Below are 21,036 nucleotides of genomic sequence, written 5' to 3' on the forward strand. Positions count from 1 at the left end.
GCCGGAGTGAGTTCATCATGTCTGTTGCCGTCTTTAACCGTCGCTGGGCGACGCTGATCCTTGAAGCACTGACCCGCCATAATGTGCAGCATGTCTGTATTGCTCCCGGTTCCCGTTCCACGCCGCTGACCCTTGCAGCCGCGGCACATCCGTATCTGATCTGTCACACCCATTTTGACGAACGCGGCCTCGGCCATCTGGCGCTCGGGCTGGCAAAAGCCAGCGGGCAGCGCGTGGCTGTCATTGTCACTTCCGGCACGGCGGTCGCCAATCTTTATCCGGCACTGATCGAAGCGGGACTCACCGGCGAAAAACTGGTGCTGCTCACCGCCGATCGCCCGCCGGAACTCATCGACTGTGGCGCCAATCAGGCCATCCGCCAGACCGGTATTTTTGCCAGCCATCCGGTTCAGACGCTGGATTTGCCGCGTCCGACGCCGGAAATCAGTGCCCGCTGGCTGGTGTCGGCGCTCGATAACGCGCTGGCGCAGCAGACGCATGGCGCGGTACATATAAATAGCCCGTTTGCTGAGCCGCTTTATGGTGAAGATAACGGTGAACATCAGGTCTGGCTGCAAACGCTGGGCGACTGGTGGCAGGGAGATCAGCCGTGGCTGTCTTATTCGCCGGTGCAGCATCCGGTGGCACAGTCTGACTGGTTTTCATGGTGGCAAAAGCGCGGCGTGATTATCGCCGGTCGTATTTCAGCGAAGGAAAGTGAGCTGGTCGCCCGCTGGGCAGAACTGCTTGGCTGGCCGCTGATAACCGACGTTCAGGCATCAACCGGTAATCCGCTTCCCTGTGCCGATTTATGGCTTGCCTCCCCGCAGGCGCAGGCTGTGCTGTCGAAAACTCAGCTGGTCATTCAGTTTGGCGGCGGTTTAACCGGTAAGCGTTTGCTGCAATGGCAGGCCGCGTGCCAGCCGGAGGAATACTGGCTGATCGACACCTTACCGGGCAGGCAGGATCCGGCGCAGCATCGTGGCCACCGTATTCAGGCCGATGTCGCTGAGTGGCTTCTGGCGCACCCTGCGCAGCCTCAGCCGGAGTGGGCAGAAGAGCTGGAACAGTGTTCCCAACGCGCGCTAAACGCCGTGGAAAATCGTCTTGAAGGCACCTTTGGTGAGGCCGCGGTAGCGTGGTGTCTTCCCGCTTTATTGCCGGAACACGGTCAGCTTTTTCTTGGCAACAGCCTGATTGTCCGGCTCGTGGATGCTTTCGCGCAGTTGCCTGCCGGTTATCCGGTTTTCGCCAACCGCGGCGCCAGCGGAATTGACGGCCTGCTTTCAACAGCCGCCGGTGTTCAGCGCGCAACCTGCAAACCCACGCTGGTGCTTCTCGGCGATATCTCCGCACTTTACGATTTAAACGCGTTGGCGCTGATGCGCCAGTGTTCCGCCCCGACGGTCATCATCGTGGTGAACAACAACGGCGGGCAGATTTTCTCTTTGTTACCGACGCCGGAGGCCGAGCGTCAGCGTTTTTACTGCATGCCGCAAAACGTTGAATTCAGCCATGCGGCAGCGATGTTTGGTCTGGATTACGCCTGCCCGGATTCCATGAGCACGTTACGCGACGCCGTCAGCCAATGCTGGCAGCACGGCGGCGTAAAACTTATCGAGCTGAAAGTCAGTGAAACGGAAGGCGCTGAGTGTCTGCGTGATTTAGTCAGAGAGGTCAGCGCATCATGACGCTGGCCTGCACGCGGCTCAGTGGCGACGCCGAAGGGCGTCCGTGGCTGGTCTTTCTCCACGGTTTGCTGGGCAGTGCTGAAGACTGGCAGCCGCTTTTGCCTTCGCTGACCGGATGGCCGTGCTTACGGGTGGATTTGCCGGGGCACGGGCGTTCCACCGCGATTACCGCCGCTGGTTTTGCCGACGTCAGTCAGTTGCTGACCGACACGCTGAACGGGCAGGGCATAACTTCTTACTGGCTGATCGGTTATTCGCTGGGCGGGCGCATCAGCCTGTATCACGCCTGTCACGGCGACACGTCCGGCTTGCAGGGTGTGCTGGTGGAAGGTGCACATCCCGGGCTGACCTGTCCGGCAGAACGCGCGCAGCGCCGTCATCACGATCAGCAATGGGCCGCCCGTTTCACGCAAGCATCCTGGCCGCAGACACTCGCCAGCTGGTATCAGCAGCCGGTGTTTTCCAGCCTGACGGACGAACAGCGCGCTGAGCTGGTTTTATTGCGTGAGGGCAATAATCCCCGCGCCGTTGCCGCGATGCTGGCCTCCACGTCGCTGTCGGTGCAGCCGGATTTGCGCCCTGAACTGCGTCTGCTTTCCCGTCCACTGGCGTGGCTGTGTGGCAGTGCCGACACCAAATTTATCCATCTTGCACAGCAGTCCGGTTTCGAACTGCGTACCGTCGCCAATGCCGGGCATAACGCCCATCGTGACAATCCGGCGGAATTTGCCCGTCAGGCGCTGGCGTTCATTAATTCACCTGTCTTAAAGGAAGTTGAGCATGATTTATCCTGATGAAAAAGAACTGTATGCGCCGGTTGAATGGCGTGATTGCACCGGCGAATTCGAAGATATCCGTTATCACAAATCTGCAGATGGCATCGCTAAAATCACCATCAACCGTCCGCAGGTGCGTAATGCGTTTCGCCCGCTGACCGTCAAAGAAATGATCCGTGCGCTCGACGATGCCCGTAACGACGAAGGTATTGGCGTGATCGTGCTGACCGGCGAAGGCGAAAAAGCCTTCTGCGCCGGCGGTGATCAGAAAGTCCGCGGCGATTACGGCGGCTATCAGGACGCCAGCGGCGTGCATCACCTGAACGTGCTGGATTTTCAGCGTCAGATCCGTACCTGCCCGAAACCTGTTGTGGCGATGGTAGCCGGTTTCTCCATCGGCGGCGGACACGTTCTGCATATGATGTGCGACCTGACGATTGCCGCGGATAACGCCATCTTTGGCCAGACCGGCCCGAAAGTCGGTTCCTTCGACGGCGGCTGGGGCGCTTCTTATATGGCGCGCATCGTCGGCCAGAAAAAAGCCCGCGAAATCTGGTTCCTGTGCCGTCAGTACGACGCGAAAGCCGCGCTGGAAATGGGCCTGGTTAACACTGTAGTTCCGCTGGCCGATCTGGAAAAGGAAACCGTGCGCTGGTGCCGTGAAATGCTGGAAAACAGCCCGATGGCGCTGCGTTGCCTGAAAGCTGCACTCAATGCTGACTGCGACGGTCAGGCCGGGTTGCAGGAACTGGCGGGTAACGCCACGATGCTGTTCTACATGACCGACGAAGGTCAGGAAGGGCGCAACGCGTTTAACGAAAAACGCCAGCCGGACTTCAGCAAATTTAAGCGTAATCCGTAATGCGCCGCGCCACGGTGTACCGGTATAGCCTGCCGATGGAGGCGGGCGTGGTGCTGCGCAATCAGCGTCTGAAAACGCGTGACGGTTTGCTGGTATCACTGTGGCAGGACGATAAAACCGGCTGGGGCGAAATTGCGCCGCTGCCCGGTTTTAGTCAGGAGGCGTTGCCGCAGGCGCAGGATGCCGTTCAGCACGGGCTGAGTCAATGGGTGCAGGGCGCATCGCTGACGGCGGTAGCGTCGGCGTTCAGCAGTTTGCCTTCTGTGGCGTTCGGCCTCAGTTGTGCCGATGCGGAATTGCGCGGCGAATTGCCGGAAGTCATGAGTTTGCGCTGTGCGCCGCTGTGTCATGGCGATCCGAACGAACTGTATGCGCGTCTGGGTGAATTGCCGGGTGATTTATTTGGCCAGAAAGTCGCCAAAGTGAAAGTCGGTTTGTACGAATCGGTAGGCGACGGGCTGAATGTCAGCATGTTGCTGGAGGCGTTGCCGGAGCTGCGTTTACGCCTCGACGCTAACCGCAGCTGGACGCCGGTCAAAGCCGAGGGGTTTGCCCGTCACGTCGCCCCTGAGCTGCGTTCCCGCATCGCTTTTATCGAAGAACCCTGCCTGACGCGTGAACAATCCCGCGATTTTTCCCGTACCACCGGCATTAAGATTGCCTGGGACGAAAGCGTGCGCGAGCCCGGTTTTACCGTTCAGGCCGAGCCGGGTCTGGCGGCGATCATCATCAAACCTACGCTGACGGGAAGCCTGTTGCGCTGCCGCCAGCTGATTGCGCAGGCTCACGCGGCGGGGCTGGAAGCAGTCATCAGTTCATCGATTGAATCCAGCCTCGGGCTGACGCAGCTGGCGCGTATCGCGCAATGGCTGACGCCCGACGCCGTGCCGGGGCTCGATACACTGGATCTGATGCAGGCACAGTTGATCCGGCAATGGCCGGGTTCCACACTCCCGCTGACGGATGTTTCTCAACTGGAAAAGGTATGGCAGAGCAAATGATCAATGACTGGCCGTGGCGTGAACGGGCGAACCGTTCGCCGTTTGCCATGGCGCTGAAAGCCGGGGATATCACCTGGTGCTGGCGTGATTTGCAACATCGTGTTGATTCACTGGCCGCCGGATTTATTCAGCAGGGCGTCAGTGAAGGCGCGGGTGTTGTGCTGCGCAGTAAAAACAGTCTGGATGCGCTGCTCAGTTATCTGGCGCTGTTGCAGACTGGCGCGCGTTTACTGCCGCTGAATCCGCAGTTGCCGCAAGGTCTTTGCGAAAAATTATTACCCCAGCTGGACATCAGTTTTGTGCTGGAACTGACCGGACAGCCGCTGTCCCTGAGCCAGACGCCGCTGCATTTGCGTAACGCGTTTTCCGTCAGCTGCGTTTCATGGCAGCCGGAGCGTATTGCAACAATGACGCTCACTTCCGGCTCCAGCGGGTTGCCGAAAGCCGCAGCGCATACCCTTTCCGCTCATCTTGCCAGTGCGCGCGGCGTTCTGGGTTTGATTCCGTTTACACACAACGACAGCTGGCTGCTTTCGCTGCCGCAGTTTCATGTATCGGGGCAGGGGATTATCTGGCGATGGCTTACCGCCGGTGCCACGCTGGTGCTGGCTGGGGATAAAAATATCGAGACCGCGCTGGCGGAATGCAGCCATGCGTCGCTGGTGCCGACGCAGCTCTGGCGTTTGTTGCAACAAACGGCATTCCCGGCGTCCCTGCGACACGTTCTGCTCGGCGGTGCGCAGATCCCGCTGGAGCTGACCACGCAGGCCGAAAAGGCTGGTGTGCAGTGCTGGTGCGGTTACGGGATGACGGAAACGGCGTCCACGGTGACGGCCAAACGCGCTGATGCGTCGGCGGGTGTGGGCATGCCGCTGGCCGGAAAAGACGTCCGTATTTCTGACGAAGAAATCCTGATCCGTGCCGACAGTCTGGCGGCCGGTTACTGGAAAAACGGTAGTCTGATGCCGCTGACGGATGCCGATGGCTGGTTGCATACCCGCGATCGCGGCGGGTGGCATGCCGAAGAACTGTTTATCGCCGGGCGTCTGGACAATCTGTTTTTCAGCGGCGGCGAAGGCATTCAGCCGGAAGATATCGAAAAAGTGCTGGTCAGCCATCCTCAGGTTTCGCAGGCTTTTGTGGTTCCCGTTGCTGATGAACAATTCGGACATCGTCCGGTGGCGGTGCTTGACGCACAGGCCGGGCTGGTTTATGCGGAACTGAATCTCTGGCTTAGCCGGAAATTACCGCATTTCCAGTTGCCGGTGGCGTATCACGCGTTGCCCGAAACGCTGGCGCAGGGCGGTATCAAAATCTCCCGGCTGCGCATCCGGCAGTGGATTGAAACGCTGACCGCGTAGACGAAAAAAGGGCCGCATTGCGCGGCCCTTATCATTGCTTACGGTGTAAACCGGATCAGGCTTTCAGTGCTTCTTCAACGCCCGCGCCATACGCCGGATCGACTTTATAGAACAGGTCGAGCTGGCGTAGTTGCGTTTCAGGTGACGCATGCTTCAGTTCACCGGCAATGCGCGCAAACATACGCTGATGTTCGGCTTCAGACAGGAGGTTAAACAGCAAACGCGGCTGAGTGAAATAATCATCATCTTCACGATGATTCCAGTGATCGGCTGCGCCCTCAATGCTCAGCGGCGGTTCGCTGAAATCGGGCTGTTCCTGGAATAAACCTGCGCTGTTCGGCTCGTACGTCACGCCGTTACCGCTGTTGCCGTCAACGCGCATCGCGCCGTCGCGGTGATAATTATGGAACGGGCATTTTGGTGCGTTCACCGGGATCTGATGATGGTTCACGCCCAGACGATAACGGTGCGCGTCGCCGTAAGAGAACAGGCGGCCCTGCAACATTTTGTCCGGTGAGAAGCCGATGCCCGGCACCACGTTCGCCGGGCTCATCGCCACCTGCTCAACTTCGGCAAAGTAGTTTTCCGGATTACGGTTCAGCTCGAATTCACCGACCTCAATCAGCGGATAATCGCTGTGCAACCAGACTTTGGTCAGGTCAAACGGGTTGTACGGCAGTTGAGAGGCTTCCGCTTCCGGCATGATTTGCACGAACAGTTTCCAGCGCGGGAAATCGCCGCGTTCGATGGCGTCATACAGGTCGCGCTGTGAACTTTCGCGGTCGGTGCCGACCAGTTTTTCGGCTTCATCGTCCATCAGGTTTTCAATACCCTGCTGGCAGCGGAAATGGAATTTCACCCAGAAACGCTCATTTTCTGCGTTGATAAAGCTAAAGGTGTGGCTGCCGAAACCGTGAATGTGACGGTAAGACGTTGGCAGGCCACGGTCACTGACGTCGATGGTCAGCTGATGCAACGCTTCCGGCAGATGCGAGAAGAAATCCCATTTATACGCCGGGTTACGCAGGTTAGTGCGCGGGTCGCGTTTCACGACGTGGTTCAGATCCGGGAACTTCAGCGGGTCACGCAGGTAAAATACCGGCGTGTTATTACCGACCAAATCCCAGTTGCCTTCTTCGGTGTAAAACTTCATGGAGAAGCCGCGGATATCACGTTCTGCATCCGCCGCGCCGCGCTCACCGGCCACGGTAGAGAAACGGATAAACATGTCGGTTTGCTTGCCGATTTCAGAGAAGATCTTCGCGCGGGTGAACTGCGTAATATCGTGCGTCACAGTGAAGGTACCGTGCGCGCCGGAACCTTTCGCGTGCATTCGACGCTCAGGGATCACTTCGCGGTCGAAGTGCGCTAATTTCTCAAGAAACCAGACATCCTGCAGAAGCAGCGGGCCACGGCGGCCAGCGGTGATGACATTGTTATTATCGACGACGGGTGCGCCAGAGGCTGTTGTTAATCCTTTCTTCGTCATGACAATTCCTTCCAGTTTGAAACGGGTGTGGGGTAAAAGGGGCTGTGGAAGCCTTTTTACATTCCTTGTCTGAGGGTTGCTTTCCTAAGCAAAATTCACTCTACCCACAAGTAATAAACCCTATATTGATCAGGGGCAAATAGGCTGGAGTTATCATTCCGATTAGAAATCGTCGTTTCATCAATGAAATCGATGTTTCTTACAATTTACCGCCTTTTCGCGAATGTTTTAAAGTTCCAAAAAGTTGTTACAACAGAGTGAATTGCTTTAGACTTCACGCGGAAGAATCATTGTCGTTTAGCAATTATTTAGGATAAATAATGAAAAAGTTTCTTGTCGCTGGTGTTGCTGCCAGCCTGATGTTCGCGGCTGCTTCTGCAAATGCAATCAGCGTGAATGGTGAAGTTGGCGAGCATTACACTCACTTAGGCGTGGGCTTCGGCACCACTTCTCCGGGTCTGGCTTTAAGCGGTGACTGGACACATAACGATGACGACGGCGATGTTGCAGGTCTGGGTCTGGGCTACAACATCCCGCTGGGTCCGTTCATGGCCACCGTTGGCGGGAAAGGGCTTTACACCAACCCGAAAGACGGCGACGAAGGTTACGCGGCAGCAGTTGGTGGCGGCCTGCAATTGCCAATCGCTAAACTGTTCACCCTGTACGGTGATTACTATTATTCCCCGGATTCACTGTCCAGCGGCATTGGCAACTATAAAGAAGCTAATGCAGGCGTGCGTCTGACCGCGATTCCGTTAGTGACCGTGAGCGTGGGTTACCGGTACATGGCGCTGGACGGCAAAGATGGCAACCGTGACAACATCGTGGCTGATGGCGCATACCTCGGCGGCGCCATCAACTTCTGATCCCCGTCCTCTTTCGGGAAATCTCCTGATAAGCCTGCTTAGCAGGCTTTTTTTTCGCCTGAATGTTCCCTTCCGCACTCTCACTTTGTGCTTTTGCAATTGTGTTTCGGCCTGAGCCTTTCTACAGTGGAGTGACAAAAACAGAAGGAGAACGGGATGCTTAGGGTTGAGATGCTGAGTACGGGTGACGAAGTGCTGCACGGCCAGATTGTGGATACAAATTCTGCGTGGCTGGCGAATTATCTGTTCGAACAGGGTTTACCGATGACCAGCCGCGAAACCGTGGGTGACAGTCTCGACGCGCTGGTGGCCGTTCTCGAAGAACGCAGCCATATCGCGGATGTGCTGATTGTAAACGGCGGTTTAGGGCCAACAACGGATGATTTAAGTGCGCTGGCCGCGGCTAAAGCCTGTGGCGTAGAACTGGTGGAGAATGCCGGCTGGATTGAAACCATGCAGGCATTCTTTAATGAACGTGGCCGTCCGATGGCCGAATCTAACCGTAAACAGGCACAAATTCCGGCCAATGCCGAACTGCTGGATAACCCGGTCGGCACCGCCTGCGGGTTTAGCGTGAAGCTCAACCGCTGTGAGATCTTCTTCACGCCGGGCGTACCTTCTGAATTTAAAGTGATGGTGGAGCAGCAAATCGTTCCGCGACTTCACAAACAATTTCCCGCACTTGAAGCGCCGTTGTGTCTGCGTCTGACCACGTTCGGACGCGGCGAAAGCGATCTCGCCACCGAACTGGATAAACTTGAACTGCCGGAAGGTGTGGTGATGGGTTACCGTTCGTCATCGCCGATTATCGAGCTGAAAGTCACCGGCCCGCGTTCGCAGGAAGCCGCGATGCACAAAGCGTTTGAGCGTGTACGGGAAGTGGCGGGGGAGAGCACGATTTTCGAAGGGCTGGGCAGTCTGCCAGATCGTCTGGCTGAGCGTCTGCTGGCACAAAATCTGCGTCTTGCGGTGAGTGAAAGTTTCACCGGTGGTCTGCTGAACTGGCGGCTGCAAAGCGCAGGTGTTCCGCTGGCAGGAGGAGAGCTGCTGGCGCACAGCGAAGAAGCGTCACCGGAAAAATCCCTCGAATGCCTGCTGGCGCGGGCTCAGGGGCTGGCGGAAAAAACCGGCGCACAACTCGCACTGGCCGTCGGCGCACTGTCCGGCGAACACCTGAGTCTGGCATTGCATACGCCGTCCGGCACCAGCGGATTAACTATTCGTTATACCGCCACGCGTCACGGACTGACGTTACGGCAGGAGACGATGGCGATGGTGGCAATGGATATGCTGCGCAGGTATCTGAACGGGTGGGAGCCGGTAGCGGACTATCCTTGGCTCGACCGAGTCGAGAAAGTCTGGTGATTATTTAAGGTCAAGACCTTGGGCTGCGGCCCAAACTGGCTCTAAGGTCAAGACCTTGGGCTGCCGCCCAAACTGGCCCAAAGGACGCGTAAACGCGCGCCCTCTGGACTCCCGCGTTTTTTAAAACACGTGCCAAGCAACCCGGCTCTGTTTCAGAAACGCCAGCTATTGCCGCATAATCCCGCCGCTGCGCGGTGCCCTCCGTTCGGGTTACAACCCGCGCAAAATCGCGCGGTTTTCCACCTCTCCTCCGGCGCGATTTTTGAACGCGGCCAGAGGCTTTTTAGGTCACAGCTTCACCGGCTCGGATCACATGAAAAGCAAAACACTTTGCTTAATATTCAATTGGTTTTTTCTTTTAAAATGGTGGGATGGCGCGATAAAAAAATCCTGCTGAACGGAGCGGCTTCGAGACCTTAGGCTCGAAGGCCGAGAGAAGGCACCGCGCAGCGGCAGGGTTTTGAGCCACATGTGGAGTCACAGAACACGTCCATCGGCCTTGCGACAGCGCATGTTTTAAAAAAACGCGGGAGTCCAGAGGGAGAAGGTTTATTCTCCCTCTGGTCGGTGTGGGCCGACGCCCACGACCTTGACGTTGAAGTCGGTTTTGAAGTGGTTGTTAAAGCAGTTCGCAACATCGGGCTGTGGGCCAAAACCCACTAAAACTCAATCTCAATATCCCCGACCGGCATACAACAACACGGCAAAATCTCGCCGTCAGAGATGAACGCTAAGGGTTTTTCACTGTACTCCACCGCACCGCTAACCAGCCGCATGCGGCACGATCCGCAATAGCCTTCACGACACTGATACTCGACGTCAACATCATGATGTTCAAACACTTCCAGCAGATTGCGATGGTGGCTTTCGCACACCAGCTGTCTGCCACCGGCTGAAAGTGTGATGGTTCTGTCCGTCATTTACAGCTCGAAATCACTCAGATCGTCAGCATGAACTTCAGAGTCAATCTGACCGACCAGATAGGAGCTGACCTCCACTTCCTGAGGTGCAACCTGCACGTTGTCGGACACCAGCCAGGCGTTGATCCACGGAATTGGGTTAGAGCGGGTTTTAAATGGCGCATCCAGACCCACAGCCTGCATACGGATGTTGGTGATGTACTCGACGTACTGGCACAGAATGTCTTTGTTCAGGCCGATCATCGAGCCGTCTTTGAACAGATATTCAGCCCAGTCTTTTTCCTGCTGCGCGGCGAGCACGAACAAATCATGGCATTCCTGCTGACATTCCAGCGCGATCTCAGCCATTTCCGGATCGTCCTGACCTGAGCGAAGCAGGTTCAGCGCGTGCTGGGTACCGGTCAGATGCAGGGCTTCGTCACGGGCGATCATCTTGATGATTTTCGCGTTGCCTTCCATCAGTTCACGTTCTGCGAACGCAAACGAACAGGCGAAGCTAACGTAGAAACGCACGGCTTCCAGGGCGTTGACACTCATCAGACAGATGTAGAGTTTTTTCTTCAGCTCACGCAGGTTTACCACGACAGTTTTGCCGTTAACCTGATGCGTGCCTTCGCCCAGCAGGTGATAGTAGCTGGTCATCTCAATCAGCGTATCGTAATAGCCGGAGATATCTTTCGCGCGCTTGAGGATTTCTTCGTTGGTCACGATATCGTCAAACACAATCGCCGGATCGTTAACGATGTTACGGATAATGTGCGTGTAAGAACGTGAGTGAATAGTTTCCGAGAACGCCCAGGTTTCGACCCAGGTTTCCAGCTCCGGGATAGAAATCAGCGGCAACAGCGCGACGTTCGGGCTGCGGCCCTGAATGGAATCGAGCAGCGTCTGGTATTTCAGGTTGCTGAGGAAGATGTGCTTTTCGTGCTCCGGCAGTGCCTGGAAATCGATACGGTCGCGGGAAACATCAATCTCTTCCGGACGCCAGAAGAAGGACAGCTGCTTTTCGATCAGTTTTTCAAAGATTTCATGCTTCTGCTGGTCGAAACGGGCAACGTTAACCGACTGGCCAAAGAACATTGGCTCAAGAAGCTGATCGTTTTTATTCTGGGAAAAAGTACTGTAGGCCATAACTTCCTCGAAATTCTCGGCAAAAACCCCCTGACGGGGGTTTCGAATAATAATTGAGTTAAAACAGACGATTAGATTTTGCAGGCGCCGCTTTCGCAGTCATCAGCCACTTCAGCTTTCATGTCTTCCTGCACATCGTCAGCACCGTCGCGGGTGTTCTGATAGTACAGCGTTTTCACGCCAAATTTGTAGGCCGTCAGCAGGTCTTTCAACAACTGCTTCATCGGCACTTTGCTGTTCGGGAAGCGCGACGGATCATAATTGGTGTTAGACGAAATCGCCTGGTCGATGAATTTCTGCATCACGCCAACCAGTTGCAGATAACCGTCGTTGTTCGGCATATCCCACAACAGTTCGTACTGATCTTTCAGACGCTCATATTCCGGCACAACCTGGCGCAGGATGCCGTCTTTCGACGCTTTGATACTGATGTGGCCGCGCGGTGGCTCGATACCGTTGGTGGCATTGGAGATCTGCGAAGACGTCTCGGAAGGCATCAGCGCGGACAGCGTGGAGTTACGCAGGCCGTGGGTTTTGATACTTTCGCGCAGGGAATCCCAGTCCAGATGCAGCGGCTCGTCGCAAATCGCATCCAGATCTTTCTTGTACGTATCCACCGGCATGATGCCTTGTGAATAGGTGGTTTCATTGAACCACTGACACGCGCCTTGCTCTTTCGCCAGCTCGTTGGAGGCTTTCAGCAGGTAATACTGAATGGCTTCAAACGTTTTGTGCGTAAGGTTGTTGGCGCTGCCGTCGGAATAACGCACGCCGTTTTTCGCCAGATAATACGCGTAGTTGATCACGCCGATACCCAGCGTACGACGCCCCATCGCGCCACGTTTTGCGGCTTTGATCGGGTAATCCTGATAATCGAGCAGGGCGTCAAGGGCACGAACTGCCAGCACTGCCAGCTCTTCCAGATCGTCGAGGCTTTCGATAGCGCCGAGGTTGAAAGCAGACAGCGTACACAGCGCGATTTCGCCGTTTTCGTCGTTGACGTCATCCAGCGGTTTGGTTGGCAGCGCGATTTCCAGACACAGGTTGGACTGGCGAACAGGCGCGATAGCCGGATCAAACGGGCTGTGGGTGTTGCAGTGGTCAACGTGCTGAATGTAGATACGGCCTGTAGAAGCACGTTCCTGCATCATCAGCGAAAACAGCTCAACCGCTTTTACTTTCTGCTTACGGATGCTGGCGTCCTGCTCGTATTTCTCATACAGACGCTCGAACTCGTCCTGATCGGCAAAGAACGCATCGTAGAGGCCAGGGACGTCAGACGGGCTGAACAGGGTGATATCGCCGCCTTTCACCAGACGCTGATACATCAGTTTGTTGATCTGCACACCGTAGTCCATATGACGGACGCGGTTGCCTTCAACACCACGGTTGTTTTTCAGCACCAGCAGGCTTTCCACTTCCAGATGCCACATCGGGTAGAACAGCGTCGCTGCGCCGCCGCGAACACCGCCCTGAGAGCAGGATTTCACGGCGGTCTGGAAGTGTTTGTAGAACGGGATACAACCGGTGTGGAACGCTTCGCCGCCACGGATCGGGCTGCCCAGCGCACGGATGCGACCGGCATTGATGCCGATACCGGCACGTTGGGAAACGTATTTCACGATAGCGCTGGACGTCGCGTTGATGGAATCCAGGCTGTCGCCACATTCAATCAGAACGCAGGAGCTGAACTGACGGGTTGGGGTGCGCACGCCAGACATGATCGGCGTAGGCAGAGAAATTTTGAAGGTAGAAATCGCGTCATAGAAACGTTTGATGTAATCCAGACGGGTTTCACGCGGGTAGCCGGAGAACAGGCAGGCCGCGACCAGAATGTACAGAAACTGTGCGCTTTCGTAGATATCGCCGGTCACGCGGTTCTGTGCCAGATATTTCCCTTCCAGCTGCTTCACAGCTGCGTAGGAGAAATTCATGTCGCGCCAGTGGTCAATAAAACTGTCCATCTGCTCGAACTCTTCAGCCGTGTAGTCTTCCAGCAGATGTTTGTCGTATTTACCCATTTCAACCATGCGCGTGACCTGGTCGATCAGTTTTGGCGGTTCAAACTGGCCGTAGGCTTTTTTACGCAGGTGGAAGATTGCCAGACGGGCGGCCAGATATTGGTAATCCGGGGCATCTTTGGAGATCAGGTCGGCAGCCGCTTTGATAATCGTTTCATGAATATCAGCGGTTTTAATCCCGTCATAGAACTGGATGTGTGAACGAAGTTCTACTTGAGAAACTGATACGTTTTGAAGACCTTCCGCTGCCCAGTCAATGACACGGTGGATTTTATCAAGGTTGATGCGTTCTGTGCGGCCATCACGTTTAGTAACAAGCAGACTTTGGTTCATTCGGTGTGATACCTCAAAGGTTTATACAGTGCCTGACCTGGCCGTGAAAACACGCGCGACAGCACAAAGAGTCCCTTGTGTGCTGGTCAGGATATAAACACAATATATTGTGGGTTTGTTATTTTCTGATGACAAGATAGTGACTGAATGGCCCTTTTGCAAGTGAACAAAATGGCCTGTTTTGTGGATAAGTTGGGGAGAAATTTTTGCCTCAAGCCTGAGGAGTCCGTCATTGCTGGCGCGACAAACCTGTCAATATCTGAGATACGATTTTCTTATATTTTTGCGAAAGGTGATCGACTGCCGGTTTATTAAACGTTAGAAAAAAACGCTATATTGATCTGGATAACTATTCTAAAAAAACATGTTGCGCCTGCCGGATGAACCAACGCCCTAAAAACTAAGGTTTAAGTGAAATTATGAGCAGGGATGTTTGGGTAAAGTCTGAAGATTTCAGCCCGGAACGCATCTTCCGGGCTTGACGCAGGGGTGATTTCGGGCACTCAGCTCACGCTGTTATTTTCAGCCTGCGTATGAATCATGTAATTCACATCGACGTTTGGCCCGAGTTTGAAATGGTCGGTCAGCGGGTTGTAATGCAGCCCCATAATGTGGCGTTCAAACAGCGGCGTGCGGTCAATCATGTTCAGCAGCTCTGACGGCTTGATGAACTTTTTGATGTCATGCGTGCCCTTCGGCACCATCTTCAGCACGTATTCCGCGCCGAAAATCGCCATCAGCCAGGCTTTGTTATTGCGGTTGATGGTGGAGAAGAAAACGTGGCCGCCGGGCTTTACCAGACGGGCGCAGGCCGCAACCACTGACGCCGGGTCCGGCACGTGTTCCAGCATTTCCATACAGGTCACGACATCGTACTGCTGCGGATGCGCATCGGCATGTGCTTCGACAGTTTCCTGCACGTAAGTGACTTTCACACCGCTTTCCAGCGCATGCAGACGCGCGACCTGCAACGGCTCGCCGCCCATGTCCAGACCGGTCACTTCTGCGCCAGCCACCGCCATGCTTTCACTTAAAATTCCGCCGCCGCAGCCGACGTCGAGAACCTTCTTCCCGAACAGGCCGTCGGCGCGCTCCAGAATGTAGTTCAGACGAAGTGGATTAATGCGGTGAAGGGGTTTGAATTCGCCTTCCAGATCCCACCAGCGCGAGGCGACGGCCTCAAACTTGGCGATTTCTTCATGGTCAATATTCTGTGGCTTAGAGGCCGGTGTGGTTGTCATGAGCGTGATGAACTCCTTATATCCAGATGAGCGGATTATACATATTCCGTCCGGTTTGGTTCAGTTTTGTCGCGGCTGGCTAATCTTTGTACGAATTCACGCGCTTTGCGCAAAGGTTTGAATCATGTTGGATAATACTGCGCAAAAGGGGGAGGTTGTTTTCCACGTTTGGCTGGTTTGTGGTATAGTTTTACACCTTTGCGCTATATATGCCTACGTGGGCAGCGGCCATGAATAATCAGTAGAGGGATAGCAGCTCCATGAGCGACCTTGCCAGAGAAATCACACCGATTAACATCGAAGAAGAGCTGAAAAACTCTTACCTGGATTATGCGATGTCCGTTATTGTCGGACGTGCGCTCCCAGATGTGCGCGATGGTTTGAAACCGGTGCACCGGCGCGTACTTTTCGCAATGAATGTTCTCGGTAACGACTGGAATAAAGCCTACAAAAAATCGGCCCGTGTGGTCGGTGACGTTATCGGTAAATATCACCCGCACGGTGATACTGCTGTTTATGACACCATCGTTCGTATGGCTCAGCCTTTTTCACTTCGCTACATGCTGGTGGACGGGCAGGGTAACTTCGGTTCGGTGGATGGCGACTCCGCCGCCGCCATGCGTTATACCGAAATCCGCATGTCAAAAATTGCACACGAATTGCTGGCAGACTTAGAAAAAGAAACTGTCGATTTCGTGCCAAACTATGACGGCACCGAACAAATTCCTGCGGTAATGCCAACGCGTATTCCTAACCTGCTGGTTAACGGCTCGTCAGGTATCGCGGTCGGTATGGCGACGAACATTCCGCCGCATAACCTCACTGAGGTGATCAACGGCTGTCTGGCGTACATCGAAGATGAAAACATCAGCATTGAAGGGCTGATGGAACACATCCCGGGGCCTGACTTCCCGACGGCAGCGATCATCAATGGCCGTCGTGGTATCGAAGAAGCTTACCGTACAGGCCGTGGCAAAATCTCCATCCGTGCCCGCGCTGAAGTGGAAGCGGACGCCAAAACCGGTCGCGAAACCATCATTGTTCACGAGATCCCGTATCAGGTGAACAAAGCCCGTCTGATCGAAAAGATCGCCGAGCTGGTGAAAGAAAAGCGTGTCGAAGGCATCAGCGCACTGCGCGATGAGTCCGACAAAGACGGTATGCGTATCGTCATTGAAATCAAACGCGACGCTGTCGGTGAAGTGGTTCTGAATAACCTCTATTCACTGACGCAGCTGCAAACGTCTTTCGGCATCAACATGGTGGCATTGCACCAGGGTCAGCCGAAAATTCTCGGTCTGAAAGAGATCCTGTCTGCGTTTGTCCGTCACCGTCGTGAAGTCGTCACGCGTCGTACTATCTTCGAACTGCGTAAAGCCCGTGACCGTGCACATATCCTTGAAGCACTAGCCATCGCGCTGGCAAACATCGACCCAATCATTGAACTGATCCGTGCTGCACCGACACCGGCTGAAGCGAAAGCGGGCCTGATCGCGCGTTCATGGGATCTGGGTAACGTTGCTGCGATGCTGGCAAGCGCCGGTGATGATGCGGCTCGTCCTGAATGGCTGGAACCACAGTTTGGTATTCACGACGGTAAATACTTCCTGACTGAACAGCAGGCACAGGCGATTCTGGATCTGCGCTTGCAGAAACTGACCGGCCTTGAGCACGAAAAACTGCTGGATGAATACAAAGAGCTGCTGGTGCAAATCGCCGAGCTGCTGTTCATCCTGTCCAGCCCTGAGCGTCTGATGGAAGTCATTCGTGAAGAACTGGAAGCGATCCGCGATCAGTATAACGATCCGCGTCGCACCGAAATTACGGCGAACTCTTCTGACATCAACATCGAAGACCTGATCAATCAGGAAGACGTTGTGGTGACATTGTCGCATCAGGGGTATGTGAAATATCAGCCTCTGACCGACTATGAAGCGCAGCGTCGCGGTGGTAAAGGCAAATCAGCCGCACGCATTAAAGAAGAAGACTTTATCGACCGTCTGCTGGTGGCTAACACCCATGACACCATTCTGATGTTCTCAAGTCGCGGACGTTTGTACTGGATGAAAGTCTATCAGTTGCCGGAAGCCAGCCGCGGTGCCCGTGGCCGTCCGATCGTCAACTTACTGCCGCTTGAGCCAAACGAACGTATTACCGCCATTCTGCCAGTACGCGAGTACGAAGAAGGCCGTCATGTGTTCATGGCAACCGCAAGCGGTACCGTGAAGAAAACTGCTCTGACCGATTTCAGCCGTCCGCGCAGCGCCGGCATCATCGCCATCAACCTGAACGAGGGTGATGAGCTGATTGGTGTTGACCTGACTGACGGTAAAGACGAAGTCATGCTGTTCTCTGCCGCCGGTAAAGTGGTGCGCTTCTCCGAAGAAGCCGTCCGCTCGATGGGCCGTACGGCGACCGGTGTACGCGGTATCCGTCTGGGCGAAGGCGACAGCGTTGTGTCCCTGATTATCCCACGCGGCGACGGTTGTATTCTGACTGTGACGCAAAACGGCTTCGGTAAACGGACTGAGTCCACAGAATATCCAACCAAATCCCGTGCAACGCAGGGCGTAATCTCAATCAAAGTGAGCGAGCGTAACGGACCGGTTGTTGGCGCGATTCAGGTAGATGAAGCGGATCAGATCATGATGATCACCGACGCCGGTACGCTGGTGCGTACCCGTGTTTCTGAAGTGAGTACAGTAGGCCGTAACACCCAGGGTGTGACGCTTATCCGTACCGCAGAAGAAGAACACGTCGTCGGTCTGCAACGTGTTGCAGAGCCGGTAGAAGACGAAGAACTGGATGGCGTAGCCACTGAAGCGGGCGAACTGGAAGCGGCACAAGCAGCCGATTTGCCGGACGACGCAGAAGGTGAAGACGATCAGCCAGCTGAAGACGACGAAGAATAAGTTTTCTTAGTCGGATAAATGAAGGGCATAACATGGCAACGTGTTATGCCTTTTTTATTAACATCGTATTTTTTAGAAACCACGACAATAGTGTATTCTGAATCCTAAACGTATCCTGCTCACTGAGCCGTTACACCGATGGTTAATCCTTGAAATATCTTGCTTCGTTTCGAACAACGCTAAAAATATCCCGCTATCTGTTCCGGGTGCTGGCGCTTATGTTGTGGACACTGGGTGTGCTGCTGACCACCTTTTATGTGCTGAATATCTTCCACAACAAAGAATCTGAGATCCGCGATGAGGATAACCTCAACTACGATCTGGCGCAGAGCTACGTCAAAAACTCCAATGACGTCATGCACAGCATAAAGTTTATGGCCGAGAAGCGTCTCAGCGATTCCATGAACGGGCTGGATATCATCAATGGCATGATCAGCACCAAAAGCACGCCGCCGACCTATCTTTCACTGTTTCCTGAGTCCGATTGTTCTCAGATAAACAGCAGCTACCGCAACTCGCTGGCGTCGCTTGGTAACATGATCCATTACTGGAAAGACAATTTCTCCGATGCTTACGATCTGAACCGTGTGTTCTATATCAGCGGCGAGAATTTGTGTCTGGTGGATTTTGGGGTCAGCAGCGAACCGCTGGAGCGTGAAAGTCAGGAGCAGCTGAAATCGTTGCATGAGAAAATCCTGCAATACCGCAACGGTAAAAACCAGGACAAGGCCAACAGCCTGTACTGGGTGTCGCAGTCCGGTAATAAAGATTCCGGCTATCTTTATGTATTAACCCCAATTTATGTCGGTAATAAACTCGAAGCGCTGATGGGTATTCAGCAAAATTTGCGTCTTGAAGATTTACTGAATCCTAATGCCCAGCACACCGGCGTGACGCTGCTGGATGAAGACGATCAGCCGTTGCTGAGCATTTCTGAAGATGACGGTAACACGGCGACGCTGGGAAATTACCCGGAAGAAAGCTCTTATTTCGGCTACATGAACGGCTATAAAGATCTCATTTATAAAAAGCCGCTGACACCATCCACGCTGAGCGTAGTCTATTCAATGCCGTTCAACACGCTGCTTGAACGGTTCAAGATACTGATTTTCAACGCCGTATTGCTGAATATCTTCTCCGGTCTGCTGCTGTTTATTCTGGCCTGGGTATTTGAGCGTAAGATGTTTTTACCGGCGGAAGAAAACGCGTTCCGTCTGGAAGAACATGAGCAGTTTAACCATAAAATCGTTGCCTCGGCGCCGGTAGGAATTTCGATTCTGCGCATCAGTGATGGCGTGAATATCCTGAGTAATGAGCTGGCGCATAATTATATCAATATGCTGACGCAGGAAGACCGCCAGCGTATTACGCGGATCATCTGCGACCAGCAGGTCAATTTTGTTGATGTGATTACCAAGAATAACAACAACATCCAGCTGAGTTTCGTTCACTCTCGCTACCGGAATGAAGACGTGGCGATCTGCGTTCTGATAGACGTCAGCTCGCGGGTGAAAATGGAGGAATCACTCCAGGAAATGGCCAATGCGGCGGAACAGGCCAGCCAGTCGAAATCCATGTTCCTGGCGACGGTCAGCCATGAATTGCGTACGCCGCTGTATGGGATTATCGGTAACCTGGATTTACTGCAAACGCAGGGGCTGCCGCAGGGCGTTGACCGTCTGGTAACGGCGATGAACAACTCCTCGGCGCTTTTACTGAAAATCATCAGCGACATTCTCGACTTCTCGAAAATTGAATCCGAGCAGCTGAAAATCGAGCCGCAGGAATTCTCGTGCCGTGAAGTGATTACCCACATTGCCGGCAACTATCTGCCGCTGGTGGTGAAAAAGCACCTCGGCCTTTACTGTTTTATCGAGCACAACGTGCCGCTGTCGTTTAACGGCGATCCGGTGCGTTTGCAGCAGGTCATTTCGAATATCCTGAATAACGCGATCAAATTTACCGATACCGGCTGTATCGTTTTGAACGTCAGAACCTGCGGTAATTATCTGGAATTCCAGGTGCGCGATACCGGCGTGGGCATCCCGGAGCGGGAAATCACCCGCCTGTTTGACCCGTTCTTCCAGGTCGGAACCGGCGTGCAGCGCCACTTCCAGGGCACCGGGCTCGGGCTGGCGATTTGTGAAAAGCTGATCAACCTGATGGATGGCGACATTGACGTTGAATCCGAACCGGGGCTGGGCAGTTCGTTTACCGTGCGTATTCCGTTGTACAACGCCACGTTCCCGTCCGAAGAACCGCTCGATAACTGGCAGGACAAAACGGTCTGGCTGGATGTGCGTAACGCGTATCTGGAAAGCTATCTGATGCAGCTGCTACGTTACCACGGCGCGAATATTCAGCGCTTTGAGGCAGGAATGCAAAGCCAGCGCGAAGATGTGCTGATCACCGATACGCCGCTCATCCACAAAGGTGAACTGGCGGCACAGATTGAGTTTTCTATCGCGCACATCGGGCCGCCGGTCGAGACACGCCCGGGGTACTGGGTTCACAGCACCTCGACGCCGCTGGAAATCACCGCGCTGCTTAACCGTATTTACCGGCTGGAAACGTCAGCAGAAGAAGGCGGTTTACCGGCACCGGAAGCCACTGTGGTTCACGATTACAGCGATATCACATTGCTGGTGGTGGATGACCATCCGATCAACCGGCGTCTGCTGGCAGATCAGCTGGGCACGATGGGATACGTCGTGGTGACGGCGAATGACGGTATGGACGCGCTGGACGCCATGCGTTCCCATGAAATCGACATCGTTCTCAGTGACGTAAACATGCCACGGCTGGATGGTTACGGGCTGACCCAAAAACTGCGTGAGCTGGGCCATACGCTGCCGGTGATTGGCGTGACTGCCAACGCACTGGCCGAACAACGTCAGCGTTGTCTGGAAGCGGGGATGGATAACTGCCTGTCGAAACCGGTCACGCTGGAGACGTTGCGCGATACGCTGAGTTACTACAGCGCGCTGGTTCGCAAGAAACGGGAAAGTGAGCAGTAATAGAAAAGCAAAAGGCACCCGGAGGTGCCTTTTTTTATGTCTTAACGTTC

The 21,036-nt window shown here is 54.6% G+C and carries 14 protein-coding genes; 9 read left to right on the top strand and 5 right to left on the bottom strand.

All coding sequences use genetic code 11. The features are described from left to right. Positions 1 to 17: 17 nt before the first annotated feature. The 5 genes from menD to menE are packed head-to-tail and all read left to right on the top strand — an operon-like array spanning position 18 to position 5,691. Complete coding sequence (gene menD, locus J1782_RS14190) at positions 18 to 1,691, top strand: 2-succinyl-5-enolpyruvyl-6-hydroxy-3-cyclohexene-1-carboxylic-acid synthase (protein WP_217153360.1); 1,674 nt, start codon at positions 18 to 20, stop codon at positions 1,689 to 1,691. Beyond that, entirely contained in the window at positions 1,688 to 2,485 is a 798-nt protein-coding gene (menH, locus tag J1782_RS14195) for a 2-succinyl-6-hydroxy-2,4-cyclohexadiene-1-carboxylate synthase (protein WP_217153361.1), read from the top strand. Before menD ends, menH begins: the two co-directional genes overlap by 4 nt. Further along, on the top strand, positions 2,472 to 3,329 hold the full coding sequence (menB, locus tag J1782_RS14200; protein ID WP_152324357.1) for a 1,4-dihydroxy-2-naphthoyl-CoA synthase: 858 nt from the start codon (positions 2,472 to 2,474) through the stop codon (positions 3,327 to 3,329). The genes menH and menB overlap by 14 nt, the downstream gene beginning before the upstream one ends. Beyond that, positions 3,329 to 4,330 carry an o-succinylbenzoate synthase gene (gene menC, locus J1782_RS14205; RefSeq protein ID WP_152324356.1) on the top strand — a complete coding sequence of 334 codons (1,002 nt, stop codon included), beginning with the start codon at positions 3,329 to 3,331 and terminating at the stop codon, positions 4,328 to 4,330. Before menB ends, menC begins: the two co-directional genes overlap by 1 nt. Further along, complete coding sequence (gene menE, locus J1782_RS14210; protein ID WP_217153362.1) at positions 4,315 to 5,691, top strand: o-succinylbenzoate--CoA ligase; 1,377 nt, start codon at positions 4,315 to 4,317, stop codon at positions 5,689 to 5,691. The genes menC and menE overlap by 16 nt, the downstream gene beginning before the upstream one ends. A 55-nt stretch (positions 5,692 to 5,746) precedes the next feature. On the opposite strand, the gene J1782_RS14215 is transcribed toward menE, so the two are convergent. Beyond that, positions 5,747 to 7,180 (bottom strand): catalase, encoded by a 1,434-nt coding sequence (locus tag J1782_RS14215; RefSeq protein WP_217153363.1) that lies wholly within the window; start codon positions 7,178 to 7,180, stop codon positions 5,747 to 5,749. A gap of 320 nt (positions 7,181 to 7,500) precedes the next feature. On the opposite strand from J1782_RS14215, the gene J1782_RS14220 reads away from it, so the two are divergent. Both J1782_RS14220 and J1782_RS14225 read left to right on the top strand, forming a co-directional pair. Further along, positions 7,501 to 8,046 carry a YfaZ family outer membrane protein gene (locus J1782_RS14220; protein WP_152324353.1) on the top strand — a complete coding sequence of 182 codons (546 nt, stop codon included), beginning with the start codon at positions 7,501 to 7,503 and terminating at the stop codon, positions 8,044 to 8,046. A gap of 156 nt (positions 8,047 to 8,202) precedes the next feature. After that, complete coding sequence (locus J1782_RS14225) at positions 8,203 to 9,411, top strand: nicotinamide mononucleotide deamidase-related protein YfaY (RefSeq protein WP_217153364.1); 1,209 nt, start codon at positions 8,203 to 8,205, stop codon at positions 9,409 to 9,411. A gap of 659 nt (positions 9,412 to 10,070) precedes the next feature. Here J1782_RS14225 and yfaE read toward each other — a convergent pair. The 4 genes from yfaE to ubiG all read right to left on the bottom strand — a co-directional run bounded on the left by yfaE (position 10,071) and on the right by ubiG (position 15,057). Continuing rightward, positions 10,071 to 10,331: a class I ribonucleotide reductase maintenance protein YfaE gene (yfaE, locus tag J1782_RS14230; RefSeq protein ID WP_165058271.1), complete on the bottom strand. Its 261-nt coding sequence runs from the start codon at positions 10,329 to 10,331 to the stop codon at positions 10,071 to 10,073. After that, positions 10,332 to 11,462, bottom strand: a complete 1,131-nt coding sequence (gene nrdB / locus J1782_RS14235) for a class Ia ribonucleoside-diphosphate reductase subunit beta (protein ID WP_152324349.1) — start codon at positions 11,460 to 11,462, stop codon at positions 10,332 to 10,334. 71 nt (positions 11,463 to 11,533) lie between these two features. Next, complete coding sequence (nrdA, locus tag J1782_RS14240) at positions 11,534 to 13,816, bottom strand: class 1a ribonucleoside-diphosphate reductase subunit alpha (RefSeq protein ID WP_165058269.1); 2,283 nt, start codon at positions 13,814 to 13,816, stop codon at positions 11,534 to 11,536. A gap of 503 nt (positions 13,817 to 14,319) precedes the next feature. Next, entirely contained in the window at positions 14,320 to 15,057 is a 738-nt protein-coding gene (gene ubiG / locus J1782_RS14245) for a bifunctional 2-polyprenyl-6-hydroxyphenol methylase/3-demethylubiquinol 3-O-methyltransferase UbiG (RefSeq protein ID WP_152324347.1), read from the bottom strand. A 260-nt stretch (positions 15,058 to 15,317) separates the two neighbouring features. Here ubiG and gyrA point away from each other — a divergent pair, with 260 nt between their 5' ends. Further along, entirely contained in the window at positions 15,318 to 17,969 is a 2,652-nt protein-coding gene (gene gyrA / locus J1782_RS14250; protein ID WP_152324346.1) for a DNA topoisomerase (ATP-hydrolyzing) subunit A, read from the top strand. Positions 17,970 to 18,118: 149 nt separating this feature from the next. Next, positions 18,119 to 20,986 carry a two-component system sensor histidine kinase RcsC gene (rcsC, locus tag J1782_RS14255; RefSeq protein WP_165058265.1) on the top strand — a complete coding sequence of 956 codons (2,868 nt, stop codon included), beginning with the start codon at positions 18,119 to 18,121 and terminating at the stop codon, positions 20,984 to 20,986. Positions 20,987 to 21,036 lie beyond the last annotated feature (50 nt).

The organism is Rahnella sp. BCC 1045, assembly GCF_019049615.1.
GTDB lineage: Bacteria > Pseudomonadota > Gammaproteobacteria > Enterobacterales > Enterobacteriaceae > Rahnella > Rahnella contaminans.